General features: G+C 66.1%; 14 protein-coding genes and 1 riboswitch. Of the genes, 7 read left to right on the top strand and 7 right to left on the bottom strand.

The window, feature by feature from the left end; all coding sequences use genetic code 11:
• Nucleotides 1-12: 12 nt before the first annotated feature.
• Nucleotides 13-825: a ComF family protein gene (locus tag VFW84_RS06505; protein WP_329679628.1), complete on the top strand. Its 813-nt coding sequence runs from the start codon at nt 13-15 to the stop codon at nt 823-825.
• On the opposite strand, the gene VFW84_RS06500 is transcribed toward VFW84_RS06505, so the two are convergent.
• Nucleotides 782-1738: a LysR family transcriptional regulator gene (locus VFW84_RS06500; RefSeq protein WP_329679627.1), complete on the bottom strand. Its 957-nt coding sequence runs from the start codon at nt 1736-1738 to the stop codon at nt 782-784. The genes VFW84_RS06505 and VFW84_RS06500 overlap by 44 nt on opposite strands.
• Before the next feature lie 119 nt (nt 1739-1857).
• On the opposite strand from VFW84_RS06500, the gene VFW84_RS06495 reads away from it, so the two are divergent.
• The 3 genes from VFW84_RS06495 to VFW84_RS06485 all read left to right on the top strand — a co-directional run bounded on the left by VFW84_RS06495 (nt 1858) and on the right by VFW84_RS06485 (nt 4002).
• A complete protein-coding gene (locus VFW84_RS06495; RefSeq protein ID WP_329679626.1) occupies nt 1858-2193 on the top strand; it encodes a DUF4148 domain-containing protein in 336 nt (111 codons plus the stop codon).
• Nucleotides 2194-2350: 157 nt separating this feature from the next.
• On the top strand, nt 2351-2818 hold the full coding sequence (locus VFW84_RS06490) for a MaoC family dehydratase (protein ID WP_329679625.1): 468 nt from the start codon (nt 2351-2353) through the stop codon (nt 2816-2818).
• Nucleotides 2806-4002: a GNAT family N-acetyltransferase gene (locus VFW84_RS06485; protein WP_329679624.1), complete on the top strand. Its 1197-nt coding sequence runs from the start codon at nt 2806-2808 to the stop codon at nt 4000-4002. The genes VFW84_RS06490 and VFW84_RS06485 overlap by 13 nt, the downstream gene beginning before the upstream one ends.
• Here VFW84_RS06485 and VFW84_RS06480 read toward each other — a convergent pair.
• The gene (locus VFW84_RS06480; protein ID WP_329679623.1) at nt 3977-5044 is read right to left on the bottom strand and encodes an AI-2E family transporter; all 1068 of its coding nucleotides are present in this window, start codon (nt 5042-5044) and stop codon (nt 3977-3979) included. The genes VFW84_RS06485 and VFW84_RS06480 overlap by 26 nt on opposite strands.
• 129 nt (nt 5045-5173) lie before the next feature.
• A riboswitch (guanidine-I (ykkC/yxkD leader) is annotated at nt 5174-5284 on the top strand.
• A 168-nt stretch (nt 5285-5452) separates the two neighbouring features.
• Between VFW84_RS06480 and VFW84_RS06475 the strand changes: the two genes are divergently transcribed.
• The 3 genes from VFW84_RS06475 (at nt 5453) to uca (ending at nt 10530) form a co-directional block, all read left to right on the top strand.
• Nucleotides 5453-6151 carry an urea amidolyase associated protein UAAP1 gene (locus tag VFW84_RS06475; RefSeq protein ID WP_329679679.1) on the top strand — a complete coding sequence of 233 codons (699 nt, stop codon included), beginning with the start codon at nt 5453-5455 and terminating at the stop codon, nt 6149-6151.
• Between the two features lie 11 nt (nt 6152-6162).
• Complete coding sequence (locus tag VFW84_RS06470; RefSeq protein WP_329679622.1) at nt 6163-6837, top strand: urea amidolyase associated protein UAAP2; 675 nt, start codon at nt 6163-6165, stop codon at nt 6835-6837.
• A 75-nt stretch (nt 6838-6912) separates the two neighbouring features.
• Nucleotides 6913-10530: an urea carboxylase gene (gene uca, locus VFW84_RS06465; RefSeq protein WP_329679621.1), complete on the top strand. Its 3618-nt coding sequence runs from the start codon at nt 6913-6915 to the stop codon at nt 10528-10530.
• Nucleotides 10531-10548: 18 nt separating this feature from the next.
• Here the strand turns inward: uca and nikR are convergent, their stop codons facing one another.
• Genes nikR through VFW84_RS06440 form a run of 5 tightly spaced genes read right to left on the bottom strand, consistent with a single transcriptional unit; the run spans nt 10549 to nt 15082 of the window.
• The gene (gene nikR / locus VFW84_RS06460) at nt 10549-11013 is read right to left on the bottom strand and encodes a nickel-responsive transcriptional regulator NikR (protein ID WP_329679620.1); all 465 of its coding nucleotides are present in this window, start codon (nt 11011-11013) and stop codon (nt 10549-10551) included.
• Between the two features lie 7 nt (nt 11014-11020).
• Nucleotides 11021-12382 carry a type III glutamate--ammonia ligase gene (glnT, locus tag VFW84_RS06455; protein WP_329679619.1) on the bottom strand — a complete coding sequence of 454 codons (1362 nt, stop codon included), beginning with the start codon at nt 12380-12382 and terminating at the stop codon, nt 11021-11023.
• A gap of 42 nt (nt 12383-12424) precedes the next feature.
• Complete coding sequence (locus VFW84_RS06450) at nt 12425-13186, bottom strand: creatininase family protein (protein ID WP_329679618.1); 762 nt, start codon at nt 13184-13186, stop codon at nt 12425-12427.
• 9 nt (nt 13187-13195) lie between these two features.
• Nucleotides 13196-14098, bottom strand: coding sequence for an ABC transporter ATP-binding protein (locus VFW84_RS06445; protein WP_329679617.1), 903 nt, complete (start codon nt 14096-14098; stop codon nt 13196-13198).
• An 18-nt stretch (nt 14099-14116) separates the two neighbouring features.
• The gene (locus VFW84_RS06440) at nt 14117-15082 is read right to left on the bottom strand and encodes an ABC transporter permease (RefSeq protein ID WP_329679616.1); all 966 of its coding nucleotides are present in this window, start codon (nt 15080-15082) and stop codon (nt 14117-14119) included.
• Between the last annotated feature and the right edge of the window lie 28 nt (nt 15083-15110).

Below are 15110 nucleotides of genomic sequence, written 5' to 3'. Positions count from 1 at the left end.
TATATTGACCCCATGAAAAAATCAGGAAGACCGTGGTGGCCCACGATGTGCCGCGCCTGCCGTCGCTGGCAGGGGCGCATGCTCTGCAGCACCTGCCTGACGCCCGACATCATGGCGCAGTTGCGCTGCCAGCGCTGCGCCCTGCCCTTGACGGCCCTGCACCCCCAGGGGGATGCCTTGTGCCCCCAGTGCGCCGACGATCCGCCCCAGTTCGACCACGCGGTCGCAGCGCTGGACTACGCCTCGCCCTGGCGTCAGTTGATCGCCCACCTGAAGTTCAAGGAAGACCCGGCCATGGCCCAGGCCTTGGGCGCGCTGCTACTGGAGCAGATCCTCAAGCGCTGGGAGCTCAAGGCTCCTGGCCAGCGCAAGACCTTGATGCGCCTGCGGGCCGGCGCGCCCACCCTGGTGCTGCCCGTGCCGCTGTCGGCGGCTCGCCTGTGCGAGCGGGGCTACAACCAGGCGGCGCTGGTGGCCGAGCACATCGCCAGCGCCCTGAGCCTGCCCATGCGCACCGACATCCTGCTGCGGCCACGAGACACAGCCCGCCTGATGTCCCTGGACGCCGATGAACGTGAACTGCAGATCCGGGGCGCTTTCACGGTGCCACCGGCACAGGCGGCGCTGATCCGAGGGCGCCATGTGGCCGTGGTCGACGACGTGCTGACCACCGGCGCCACGCTCAACGAGATCGCCCGCACGCTGTGGGTGGCCGGCGCCCGGGAGGTCTCGGTGTGGGTGGTCGCCCGCACGCCGGCACCCGCCGAGCGCACCCGACGTGTCACTCACTGGCAAGACACTCAGCCGCTGGGCATGCGCGCGTGAGGGTCTGATTCAGCTCCGCACATCGCGCCACGATGGCATCGATCACGTGACGCACCCGCCGGGGCAACATGCGGCGCCCCGGGTACACCAGGCTGAAGGACAACTGCCCCGCACGCCACCCGGGCAGCAGGTGCACCAGGCGCCCTGCAGCCAGGTCATCGGCCAGCAGCCTGGGCGTCAAACGGCCAATGCCCATGCCGCAGCGCACGGCCTCCAGGCTCAAGGCATAGGTGTTGGTGCGCAAAGCCACCCGCAGATCCACACTCTCGACGAGGCCATCGGACTGTGCCAGCGTCCAGCGCTCCTGGGCACTGCCGGCCTCGCCCGAGGCCCACTGCGCCACGGCATGGTGCGCAGCCAGATCACGAGGATGCATCGGCATCGGGTGCTTGCGCAGATAGGCGGGCGACGCACACAGCATGAAGGGCACCTCCAGCAAGGACCGCGACACTGCCGTGGCCGACACGCCGAAGGCCGACTCCATGATGACCACGTCGAAGCCCTCCGCCACCGGATCCACCGGCCTGTCCAGCATGGCCACCTCCACCACGAGATCGGGGAACTGCTCGTGCAGTTCGGCCAGTTGCTGGGCGATGCCCTCCTTGCCGAACAGCGTCGGCAGGGCCATGCGCACCCGCCCCACCATGTCCTGGTGCGAGCGGCTGACCAGGGCCTCGGCCTCGGACACCTCGGAGAGGATGCCACGGCACCGCGCCAGATAGGCCTCTCCCGCCTCGGTCAGGCGCATGGAGCGGGTCGTGCGCTCCAGCAACTTCACCCCCAGGTGCTTTTCCAGATCGGCCACCTGCCGCGTCACCAGGGCCTGGTCCACGTCCATCACGCGGGCAGCGGCGGCAAAGCCACCCTCGTCGACCACGCGGGCAAAAGTCTTCATGGTCTGCAGACGGTCCATGCCGATTATTTCAATTCAGTCATCAATAGATTGATTGAAACACTATTTATCAAACAAATCAACATCAATACAGTCATGTCCATCGACAACGCTTTTCCACCTCTTTGAAGGAGCTGACCATGACCACCACCCGTATCGCTTCCATTGCCGCCGCCACCCTGATCGCCGTGTCGGCCTCGCTGACCGGTGTCGCCCACGCCGACACGGGCCTGACCCGCGCGCAGGTCAAGGCGGAACTGGCTGAAGCCCAACGCACCGGCAATATCCGTGACGCTGAAACCGGCCTGCTGCTCAACCAGCTGTTCCCCAGCGCCTACGCAGACAAGGTCGAAAAGACCGTCGTTGCCACCCCGGCCCCTGAAAAGGCCAAGCCCGCAACCTACAAAAACTACGACGTGACCGTGTTTGACGTGATGGCTCAGCGTTACCCCCAGAAGGCCTCCGAAGCCCGCTGATCCTGCACTGATCTCCCGTTGAACGACCAGGGGCGGCCCGCGCAACAGCCGCCCCTGGCTTTTTCATGACTCGCCCGCCACCCGCGCCCACGCTGGCCCTGGCGCTGCTAGAGTCGATGGCATGTCGCACCCTGCGGTCCCGCCGCCTTGATTCGCCATGCCCGACAAGATCGTCTTCGAATCGCCCGCCGACCTGCATGACTGGGTCGGCAAGGACATCACCACCACCGACTGGGTCGTGATGGATCAGGCGCGCATCCAGCGTTTTGCCGATGCCACCGGTGACCAGCAGTGGATCCACACCGACCCGGAACGCGCCCGGCGCGAATCGCCCTTTGGGGGCCCCATCGCGCACGGTTTCCTGACACTGGCCATGACCGCGGAGTTCCTGCAGTCCAGCTTGGTGTGCAAGGGCGTGCGCATGGGCGTGAACTACGGGGCCAACAAGGTGCGCTTCCCGGCGCCCGTGCCTGCCGGCTCGCGCATCCGCTGCCACATCCACCTGATCAGCGTGGAAGACCTTCCAGACCACGGCATGCAGCAGGTCTGGCGCACCACCATCGAAGTTGAAGGCGGCGACAAACCCGCCTGTGTGGCCGAACTGGTGTCGCGGTGGTACCTCTGAGCTGGGAGGTCCGCACCCACGCGTCACCCCACGAGGTCGACGCCGGGCAGTGGAATACCTTGCTGGCCAGCGGCCTGCAAGCCACCCCTTTCATGCGTCACGAGTGGCTGGCCGCGCTGCATGACAGCGGCTGCGCCTCGGCCGAGACGGGCTGGGTGCCCCTGTTTCTGACCGCCCACCGTGCAGACGCCCCAGAGGCTCTGGCCGGCGCCTGTGTGGTCTACATCAAATCGCACTCCTACGGCGAATACGTCTTTGACTGGGCCTGGGCTGATGCCCACCAGCGCGCAGGCCTGCGCTACTACCCCAAGCTGCTGTGTGCCTCACCCTTCACGCCCGTGCCGGGTAGCCGGCTGCTGGCCCGAGAACCGGGCGCGCGCACAGCTCTGCTGTCGGCCATCAGCACACTGGCAGAGCAGATGGGGGCGTCATCGGCTCACCTGCTGTTCCCGGACAGCGATGACCTGGATGCCGCACGGCAGGCCGGCTGGCTGATCCGCCAGGGCGTGCAGTTCCACTGGGAGAACCGGTCCCTGACCACGCCAGGTGCCCCACCTTATGCCGACATGGCCGACTTTCTGGGGGCGCTGCATCGGGACAAGCGCAAGAAGATCCAGCAGGAGCGCCGTCGCGTCGCAGACGCCGGTGTCCAGGTGCGTGCCCTGGTCGGCCCGGCCATCCAGCCCGAGGACTGGGACTTCTTCTACCGCTGCTACCGGCAGACCTATCTGGCCCATGGCGCCCCACCCTACCTGAGCCCCGAGTTCTTCCAGCAGATCGCACGCACCCTGCCGGCGCAGTGGCTGATGTTCGTCGCCGAGCACCAGGGGCAGCGCATGGCGGCCTCCCTGCTGGGCATCGACCCCGTGCAGGGCACGGCCTGGGGGCGTTACTGGGGTGCCCTGGCGCACATCCCCTGCCTGCACTTCGAGCTGTGCTACTACGCTCCGCTGGCCTGGTGCATCGAGCAGCGCTATGGCCGTTTTGAAGGCGGCGCGCAGGGCGAGCACAAGATGGCGCGAGGCCTGCTGCCCACAACGACCTGGTCAGCCCACTGGCTGCGGGATGCACGTTTCGCGGACGCCGTGGCCCGCTTTCTGGCCCAGGAAGGCGCGCACATCGAGTCCTATGTGGACGAATTGCGCGACCGGCAGCCCTTCAAGCCCCTTCGCCCGGACGCGTGATCTGCGGCGGATTGGCCGTCCACTCATTGATCAGGCGGTAACCCACGGCCAGGCAGGTCGGACCCAGGAAGGCGCCGATCACGCCAAAGGCCAGCACGCCCCCCAGCACCCCCAGGAAGACGATGGCAAACGGCAGGCTGGCGCCGCGGCTGATGATGAAGGGCTTGATGACGTTGTCCACGGTGCTGACCAGAAAGAACCCCCAGGCGGCCATGAACACGGCCCAACCCGGTTGCCCCTGCTGGAACAGCCAGATCGCAGCGCCGCCCCAGACCAGGGGCGGCCCCACCGGCACCACGGACAGGAAGAAGGTGGCCATGCCCAGCAGCACCGCGCCGGGAACACCCGAGATGGCCAGGCCGGTGGCGGCCAGCACCCCCTGCGCCAGGGCCGTCCCCAGCACCCCGTAGATCACCCCGCTCACCGTGCCCTTGACAATGCCCAGCAGATAGTCGGCACGCAAGCCCGCCAGGTGCTCCAGCCCGATGCGCAGACGGCGGGCCAGTGCCTCGCCGTGCAGAAAGAAGAAGAACGCCAGGAAGACCGAGAAGCCCATGTCCAGCACGCCCTGCCCCACAATGCGCCCCCCCGACAAGGCCAGCGCTTGCACCGGCGCAGACCATTTGCTCAGCTCAGACATCAGGCGCTGCCCATCATGCACAAACTGCTGCCAGTAGCTTTGCAGCGAGGGCCCGATGACCGGCAGCTTGGACAACCACGCGGGTGCCGCAGGCAAGCCCTCCTTGATCACCTGCGAGGCCGCCTGCGCAAGCGCACTCACGTCGTCGGCCAGGGCCAAGGCCACCGCCACGACAGGCCCCAGCAACACGACCGTGACCAGCAAGGTCATCAGGCTGGCAGCCCAGGCACGGCGCGAACCCACGGCCCGATCCAGCCAGGAGAACACCGGCCAGCTGGTCGACGCCAGAATGGCCGCCCACACCAGCGAGGTCATGAAGGGCCACAAGACCAGCAGGCACCCCGCGGCGAGCAAGACCAGCGCCACCACGGCGAGGACACGATCGGAGCGGGCAGTCAGCATGGAGGGCGAGAGGAAAGTGGCGATGCACAGAGCTTACTTGATCCCTGGGCGCACGCCATGCGATGTGGCCCACGCACCAAGCTGGCGCGCAACGTCTGGCATCTGTCTTGCTTGACATCGACAGAGAGAAGCAATGAGCGCTAGGGTTCCGAAGCCGTCCAGATTCTGGAGGGCTTGCCTGGTCCGAGAGCGGTCGGCCGCATCCGTGCGGCTCCACGGAGGGACAAAAGCCCGGGAGATTCTTGTGCAAGCACAAGCGTCTCTCGTCTTTTGTGGATCCTCCTCCGGAGTCTGTGCATGTCCAGCATCTCTCTCACGCCCCCTCTCAAGGACTCTGCGGTGGATGCCCTGCCCCACTGGCAGCGCTTTCCCGCCTCAGCCCTGATCGGTCTGCCCGACGACCGGATCATGTGGTCGGAGATCGTGCCCGGCGGGGGCCACTGGTCCTGGCGCCTGTCACGCGGCACGGCCCTGCGCTTCGTGGCCCTGGAGGCCGGCGCCAACGTCAGCGTCGTGCTCTATGCGGCCCATGACAAGCTGGAGCGCTACAACATGCCCGACTCGCTCAAGGCCCAGCACACAGCACGCTACACACGTGGTCATGTCCTGATGAGCGACATGGGGCGTGCCATGGCCAGCATCACCGCAGACAGCCTGGGCTGGCACGACCCCATGGGGGCGCTGCTGGACAGCCAGCGCATGGCGCAGCGCTATGGTGAGCACCGCTTCGAGCAACACCGCAATGCCATGCACCGCTCCGGCAAGGACGGTCTGCTCATCGAGATCGGCAAGCACGGCCTGAGCCGACGTGACCTGATCGCCCCGGTCAACCTGTTCAGCAAGGTCAGCGTCGACGCCGAGGGCCGCTTCGACTTTGCCTCATCGCATGCGCACGTCGGGGACATGGTCGAGTTGCGCTGCGACATGGACCTGGTGCTGGCACTGTCGACCGCACCCCATCCCCTGGACCCCTCGCCCACCTATGCCCCCAGGAAAGTGGGCATCGTGGCCTGGCGCAGTGGCCCGGCTCCCGCAGACGATGACTGCCGCACCTTCTGCGGCGAGAACGCTCGCGCCCACCACAACACCGACATGCTCTACCTGTGAGGGACCGCACCATGACCGCCATCCCATCCAGCGCCGCCGCCATCCGCCTGCAGGACAGTCCTCTGGACCCCGCCCAGGCCGTGATCAACCAGCGCCACCCCGCCGGCGAGCCCATCCTGTTCCAGCTCGACCGGGGGCAGACGCTGCGCATCGTCGACCTCGAAGGCAACCAGGCGGCCGACGTGATCTTCTACAGCCGGGACGATCTGGCCGAGCACTACAGCGCCACCGACACCATGCTCGCCCAGGGCGGCATCTACCTGACCACAGGTTCGGTGCTGCAGAGCAATGAAGGCCGCCCCATGCTGACCATCGTGGCGGACACCTGCGGGCGTCATGACACCCTGGGCGGCGCCTGTGCAGCCGAGAGCAACACCGTGCGCTATGCCCTGCAAAAGAAGTTCATGCACAGCTGCCGCGACAACTACCTGATCGCCTTGCAGCATGCGGACATCGGCCTGGGCAAGCGCGATCTGGTGCCCAACATCAATTTCTTCATGAACGTGCCCGTGACGGACGATGGCCAGCTCACCTTCGCCGATGGTGTCTCCGGTCCCGGCAAGTACGTGGAAATGCGCGCCGAGATGGACCTGTGGGTGCTGATCTCCAACTGCCCGCAACTCAACAACCCTTGCAACGCCTACAACCCCACCCCCATCCAGTTGCTGGTGTGGGATCCCGTCTGAGCATTGCCTCATCCATGGCCGGCAGGACGACCTGACGCGCGACACCCCCTGCGGGACGGCCCGCCACAGGACACCATGTTCGACAAGGTTCTCATCGCCAACCGTGGCGCCATCGCCTGCCGCATCATCCGCACGCTCAAGAAGATGGGCATCCGCAGCGTGGCGGTGTACTCCGAGGCCGATGCCGGAGCGCGCCATGTGCGAGAGGCCGACGAGGCCCACTGCATCGGCCCGGCACCGGCCGCCGAGAGTTATCTGCGTGCCGACACGATCCTGGAGATCGCCCTTCGCACAGGCGCCCAGGCCATCCACCCTGGCTATGGCTTCCTGTCGGAGAACCCCGACTTCGCCCAGGCCTGCGAGGCCGCCGGCATCGCCTTCATCGGCCCCAGCGCCGATCAGATGCGCGCCTTCGGCCTGAAGCACACGGCCCGAGAACTCGCCACAACCCATGCCGTGCCCCTGCTGCCTGGCTCGGGCCTGTTGAGCGATGTGGCCGATGCCCGCGCCCAGGCACAGCGCATCGGCTACCCCGTGATGCTCAAGAGCACTGCTGGCGGCGGCGGCATCGGCATGCGCCTGCTGCGCAGCGAGGCCGAACTGGCCGAAGCCTTTGCCTCGGTGCAGCGGCTGGCATCCGCCAATTTCAAGGATGCCGGCCTCTTTCTTGAAAAGTTCGTCGAACGCGCCCGCCACATCGAGGTCCAGGTCTTCGGGGATGGCCAGGGCACCGTGGTGGCCCTGGGCGAGCGCGACTGCTCGGTGCAACGCCGCAACCAGAAGGTCATCGAAGAGACGCCCGCCCCCGGCCTGAGTGCAGCCCAACGCGAAGCCCTGCATGCCACGGCGGTTCGCCTGGCCCAGGCCGTGAACTACCGATCGGCCGGCACCGTGGAATTCGTCGTTGACGCCGACTCGGGTCGGTTCTACTTCCTGGAGGTCAACACCCGGCTGCAGGTCGAACACGGCGTGACCGAGCAGGTCTATGGCGTCGATCTGGTCGAATGGATGGTGCGACTGGCCTCGGGCGATCTGCCAGCCCTGGCGGAGCAGGTTCTCACGCCACACGGCGCGGCCATCCAGGTGCGGCTCTACGCCGAAGATCCGGGCAAGAACTTCCAGCCCAGCGCAGGGCTGCTCACCGAGGTGATCTTCCCCACACAGGCGCGCGTCGACGCCTGGGTCGAACGCGGCACGGACGTCCCCGCCTGGTATGACCCCATGCTGGCCAAGATCATCGTCACCGCCGATGACCGTGACGCTGCCTTGACGCAACTGGACCAGGCCCTGGCCGACACAAGGGTGGACGGCATCGAGACCAATCTGGCCTACCTGAGACAGGTCGTGCAGACAGCGGTCTTTCGCGAAGGCCGCCAGGTCACGCGTTTTCTCAGCGACTTTGTCTACCGCCCCGCCACCATCGACGTGGTGGCCGCCGGCGTGCAGACCTCGGTCCAGGACTGGCCTGGGCGACAGGGCTACTGGGACGTGGGCGTGCCGCCCTCCGGCCCCATGGATGCCTATGCCCACCGCATGGCCAATCAACTGGTGGGCAATGCCAGCGATGCCGCCACGCTGGAATGCACGCTCTCGGGCCCCACGCTGAAGTTCAATGCCGAGGCCGTGATCGCCGTGACGGGGGCGCCCGTGAGCCTCACGCTCGATGGCCAACCCCTGGCCATGTGGCAAAGCCACCCTGTGCCCGCAGGATCCCAACTGAGCCTGGGCCGGGCCGAAGCCGGCTGTCGCATTTACCTGGCCGTGAGCGGTGGGCTGGACACGCCCCTGTACCTGGGCAGTCGGTCGACCTTCACGCTGGGTCAGTTCGGCGGCCATGCCGGGCGCCTGCTGCGCGTGGGTGATGTGCTGCATCTGGCCGCACCCGGCACCGGCACGCCTGAACGTGCCACCGCCCCCGAGGCCATCCCCCGCTACGATCGCCATTGGGACATCGGCGTGCTCTACGGCCCGCATGGGGCGCCGGACTTTTTCCTTGACGAGGACATCCGGACCTTCTTTGCCACCGACTGGGAGGTGCATTACAACTCCAGCCGCACCGGTGTGCGCCTGATCGGACCCCGCCCCACCTGGGCACGCACCGATGGTGGCGAAGCCGGCCTGCACCCCTCCAACATCCACGACAACGCCTACGCCATCGGCGCCATCGACTTCACCGGGGACATGCCGGTGATCCTGGGTCCGGACGGGCCCAGCCTGGGGGGCTTTGTCTGCCCGGCGGTGGTGGTGAACGCCGAGCTGTGGAAGATGGGCCAACTGCGCCCCGGTGACACGGTGCGCTTTCACCGCATCTCGGCCGAGCAGGCCGCCGCGCGCGAGCACGCCCTGGAGGCCTGTATCCGCACTCAGGCCGCCGCCTTGCCACCCCCCCCGCAAGATCAAGCCGAGGCCTGCGTGAGTCCCATCCTGGCCGACGTGCCGAAGGAAGGCGAAAAGCCGCGCCTGCTGGTGCGCCAGGCCGGCGACCGCTACCTGCTGGCCGAGTTCGGCCCCCTGGTGCTGGATCTGGAGTTGCGCTTTCGCGTCCACGCTCTGATGGAAGCGCTGAAGGCGCTGAACGGTGGTCGGGGGCTGGACGGCGTGCTCGACATGACACCCGGCATCCGCTCACTGCAGATCCACTTCGACCCGGCCCGTTTGCCGCGCAGCGAGCTGTTGCACGTGCTGTTGGCCACCGAAGATGCACTGCCCCTGCTGGACGACATCACCGTGCCCACGCGCATCGTGCATCTGCCCTTGTCGTGGGACGACGCTCAGACGCGTCTGGCCATCGAGAAGTACATGCAGTCCGTGCGCAAGGATGCGCCCTGGTGCCCCAGCAACATCGAGTTCATCCGCCGCATCAATGGACTGGACAGCATCGACGAGGTCTTCAAGATCGTCTTCGAGGCCAGCTATCTGGTGCTGGGCCTGGGCGACGTGTACCTGGGTGCCCCCGTGGCCACGCCGGTGGATCCGCGCCACCGCCTGGTCACCACCAAGTACAACCCGGCGCGCACCTGGACGCCCGAGAACGCCGTGGGCATCGGTGGTGCCTACATGTGTATCTACGGCATGGAGGGGCCCGGTGGCTACCAGTTCGTCGGCCGCACCTTGCAAATGTGGAACCGCTGGCGTCACGGGCCGGAGCACGGCGCGTTCAGCCAGCCCTGGCTGCTGCGCTTCTTTGACCAGATCCGCTTCTACCCCGTCAGCGAAGACGAGCTGCTGCGCATCCGCGCAGACTTCCCCCATGGGGGCTACCCCTTGCGCATCGAGCCCTCGACGTTCAGCCTCAAGGACTACCGGCGCTTTCTGGCCGACAACGCCGAAAGCATCGGCGCGTTCAAGCAGCGCCAGCAGCTGTCCTTCGAGGCCGAACGTGAACGCTGGGCCGCAGCAGGACAGATCGAGTACGCCAGCGATGCCGACGTGGCCGCTGCGGGTCCAGACAGCGAGCTCGACTTGCCCGAAGGGGGCCGCGCGGTGGCCAGCACCGTGCCTGGCAATGTCTGGCGTGTGGCCGTCACTGAGGGGCAGCACGTCCAGGCAGGCGATGTACTGCTGGTGGTCGAGTCGATGAAGATGGAGTTCAGCATCGTGGCCACGACCGATGCGACCGTGCACACGCTGCTGTGCCGCGAAGGCGGGGCCGTGGCCGCCGGTCAGGACGTGATGGTGCTGATCGACGACTGAGGGCGGGGCTGCCCGGGCTCAGCGACCGGGCGGCAAGGGATGAAGTGGCGGCATGGTGGCGGCCATCAACTGCAGCCGACCAGTGATCACACCACGCAGGGTGGTCATGGCATTGGCAATGGCCTGCAGCGTGCTGGCCGGGCCCTGCACCAGCACGACCTCCAACATCTGCTGGCCCACCAGATGCACGTGCAGCGAGCTGATCACCTCGTCGATGTGCGAACACTGCAGATCGGCCAGTTGCTTTTGCAGGCCGCGCACCGAGCGGTCATAGAGCAAGGTGATGGTGCCCATCATCACCTCATTGCCCAGTTGACGCTTGTGCTCCAGCAACTGCGCGTTGATCATCGCCCCGATGGCCTGGGAGCGGCTGTCAAAGCCGCTTCCGGCCACCATCTCGTCGAGCGCCATCAGCAGCTCTTCGGGCATGGAGATGCTGATGCGCGTGACCTGGCTGGCGCGTGTCTCAACGGAATCGTTCATGCCCACCTCAGAACATGTAGCTGTAGCGGTCGACTTCCCACTGGCTCACGGCCAGGTGGTAGGCCTCCCACTCTTCGGTCTTGTACTTGATGAACTCATCGCGCAAGGCACGGCCCAGCGTGCGCTCGACCAGAGGGTCATCTGCAAAGGCCTGCACCGCCTCCTGCAGGGTCTGCGGCAGGAAATGGATGCCCCGCTCCTGGCGCTGCGCTTCGCTGAGCTCGTACAGATTGTCCTCATTGGCCGCCCCCGGGTCCAGCCCCTCGCGGATGCCTTCCAGGCCCGCCGCCAGGGCCAGGGTGGCGGCCAGATACGGGTTCACCGCGCCATCGGCATTGCGCGACTCGCAGCGCCCACCGCCAGCGGGGATGCGCACCGAATTGGTCCGGTTGTTCGAGCCATAGGAGTTGAACACCGGTGCCCACGAAAAATAGTTCATCGCCCCACGACGCACCAGGCGCTTGTAGCTGTTGACGGTGGGCGCGAACACGGCACACAAGGCACGCCCGTGCTTGAGGATGCCCGCCACGAACTGATAGCCCAGCGGCGTGAGCCCGATGCCGCGCGGGTCCTCCTTGGGATCGCAGGCGAACAGGTTCTTGCCGCTCCGCAGGTCATAGAGCGACATGTTGAAATGCGCCCCCGTGCCGGTCTTGTCGGCAAAGGGCTTGGGCATCATGGTCGCGATCAGCCCCTCCTCCTTGGCATAGTGCTTGGCCATCATGCGAAAGAAGGTCAGCCGATCGCAGGTGGTCAGGGCATCGCTGAAATTGAAATCGAACTCGAACTGCCCATTGGCATCTTCATGGTCGAAGGAATACAGGTCCCAGCCCAGATCGTTGATGCACGAGCCCACCTTGTCCAGCCAGCCAAAGCTGTCCATGAAGCCGCGCACGTCATAGCAGGCCTTGGCCAGCTTGTCGTCGGGGTTGGGGATCACCAGGCGGCCGTCGTCCTGCTGCTTGAGCAGGTAGATCTCGCACTCGATGCCCAGGTTCATGCCCAGGCCCATCTCGGCGGCCTGGGCCAGCACGTTCTTGAGCGCCACGCGGGTGCTCAGCGGATAGGGCTGTCCCTGGAAGTGGTTGTCGGCCGGCATCCAGGCCACCTTGGGCTCCCAGGGCAGTTGAACGATGTGGTTCAGATCGGGCACGGAAGTGATCTCATCGTCATTGGGCGCCTGGCCCAGGCCATCGACGGCATAGCCCGTGTAGCGCTCGGAGCCTGCGGCCATCTGTGGCAGATGGTCAATGGGCACCACCTTGGCCTTCTGAATGCCATGGATGTCAACGTAGGCACCAATGCAGTACTTCACGCCCTTGTCTTTCAGGGACTGCATGATGACCTGGACTTGTTCGGGGGAATGCATGGAGAAACTCCGTCAGTGAGGGGACAAGCAAAGGGCGATGGCTCAGGCCACCGGATCCGAATAGGAATGCGCCAGGGGTGGGGTCTGCGACAGACCGCGCTGGATCAGGGCCGACAGGTCATCCACCATCCAGCCAAAAGCCTCACGCCCCTTCTCGGCGCTGGCCTGGCTGGGGTAGCCCGTGACCCCATTGAGGCTGGTGCGATTGACCGGGTGCGCAAACACCTGCCCCTCGGTGCGATCGGGATCGTCCGCCTGCGCCATCCGCTCGGGCCGCACGATCTCGGGCGACACCGCCAGCATCAAGGAGGTCTCCGCGTCGTTGGCATGCCAGTCGGCCGCATCGGCGAAGTGAAAGCGGCGCACGCGCTCGCTGATGTCGGGTGAATTGATCACGGCCACCATCAGGTCGTCATGCTCCGCCCGCAGCATCTCCAGGGCGCAGCGCAGTGGCGCCGCATTCGTCACATGCGTGTTGACGATGAACAGGCGCCGCACACCGCTGTGATACGCCCCATCGCCGATCTGCTTGACCAGCTCGATCAAGGTGATGGGCTGCACGGGGATGGTGCCCGGCCAGCGTCGACTGTGGCCCAGCGAACAACCATAGGGCAGAGGCGGCAACATCGGCACCGATGTGCGCTGCGACACCGCGCGGCACAGCTTGTCAGCGATCTCCGTGTCCATGCCGCATCCCATGTGGGGGCCGTGCTGCTCGGTGGCGCCCACGGGCAAGATGGCAGCCTGGCCCGCCTGGGCCAGGCGATCCGGCAACTCGGGCCAGGTGATGTGAGACCAGAACATGGTGCCCCCTCACTCGACGTTGTCGGACACATCCGTGAGGCGGATCACCTGAGGGATCACCTCGTCGTCCTCATGGGATTCGTGGGCCGGGGCCGGCGGGTGGATCAGCGCCTCCAGGCGGGCCTTGGTCGCCTGGAACTCGGGGCTGCCCACCTGCATGGCGTGACGAGGACGCGGCACCGGCACCTCGATCAACTCCTGCACCTCACCCGGGTGGGCCTTGAGCACCAGAATGCGGTCGGCCAGAAAGATGGCTTCATCCAGATCGTGGGTGATGAAGAGGATGGTGATGTCGATGTTCTTCCAGATCTCCAGCAGATGGGCCTGCATCTTGGCGCGGGTCTGCGCGTCCAGCGCCCCGAAGGGCTCGTCCATCAGGAGGATGCGAGGCTGGTTGGCCAGCGCGCGGGCAATGGCCACGCGCTGCTTCATGCCGCCAGACAACTGGTGCGGATAGGCATCGGCGAACTTGCTCAGGCCCACCAGCTCCAGCCACTGACGGGCCTGGCTTTCGGCCTCATTGCGGCCGGCATTGTTCATCTCCAGGCCGAACATGACGTTCTTCTTGACCGTCAGCCACGGAAACAGCGTATAGCCCTGGAACACCATGCCCCGATCACGGCCAGGGCCTGTCACCGGCTTGCCGTCCAGCAGCACCTCTCCGGCGGTGTGCGACTCCAGCCCCGCCAGAATGCGGATCAAGGTCGATTTGCCGCAACCCGAAGGCCCGATCACGCACACGAACTCGCGGCGATGGGTCTTGAAGTGGATGTCCTTGAGCGCCGTCACCGGCCCCTGGTGCGACTCATAGGTCTTGCCCAGGCCCTTGACCTCCAGGATGAGCTCGCGCTGCTTGAGCCTGTCAAAGCGTGCACGCACAGCATCGGACTGATCCAGGTATGAAACCGTCATGGCGATCCCCTTGTGTGCTCAGTGCTTGCCCTGGGAGCGGTCCCAGGGAAAGAGGCGCCGGCCCAGCCAGGCCAGCAGCAAATCCACGCCCAGACCGATGATGCCGATCATCGCGATGGCGGCGTACACGTTGTCGAAGTGCTGATAGCGCGCCTGCTGGGTGATGAAGAAGGTGATGCCCGAGCTGGTGCCGATCAGCTCGGCCACGATCAGGTAGGTCCATGCCCAGCCCAGCAGCACGCGCTGATCGCGGTACAGATCGGGCAGGATGCCCGGCACCACCACCCGCGAGATCAGGCGCCAGCGCCGGGTCCCCAGGGTCATGGCGGCCTCCAGCAGCGCAAAGTCCAGCTTGCGTGTGGTGTTGGCGATCACCAGCACCTGCTGGAAAAAAGTGCCGATCACGATGATGGCGATCTTGGGTCCATCATGGATGCCCAGGATGGCCACCGCCAGTGCCCCGAAGGCCGGGGCCGGCAGGTAGCGAAAGAACTCGATGAAAGGCTCGTTGAGCCGCGCGATGCTGCTGTAGGTACCGCACACGATGCCCAGAGGGACACCCACCAGCGACGAGAGCACAAAGCCCCAGAAGATGATCTGCATGCTGTGCCACAGGCTCTCGTGCAACCACGGCGCATCGCGTTGCACGGGCTCGGTCGTGAAGGCGGTGTAGAAGGCTCGCGCCACCTCGTGAGGTGCAGGCAGGTAGACCGGATTGGCCGGCTCGCCCACCGGAGGGCGCTGCCCGGCCTCCCGCATGGCCTGTGACTCTTCGTCAAAGACCGCCCGGTCGACCCGCATGTCGAGCTCGAAATAAGCCACGTCACCGGGGTGGGTGATCAGCACCTGCGGATGCCACAGAAAAGGCAGGTAGCTGACCGCACACCACAGCAGCAGCGGCAGCACGAAGGACCCCACCCCCAGCAGCAGCTTGCGCCTGGGCGAGAGTGCCGCGCGCACGGCAAACCATCCGGTATGACTCATGACTCGTCTCCCGCCAGGGTGGTGAGTG

Origin of the sequence: Aquabacterium sp. (assembly GCF_036279655.1) — a bacterium.
GTDB lineage: Bacteria > Pseudomonadota > Gammaproteobacteria > Burkholderiales > Burkholderiaceae_C > Aquabacterium.
Note: the sequence above shows the minus strand (reverse complement) of the source record. Positions and strands in the feature narration are given on the sequence as shown.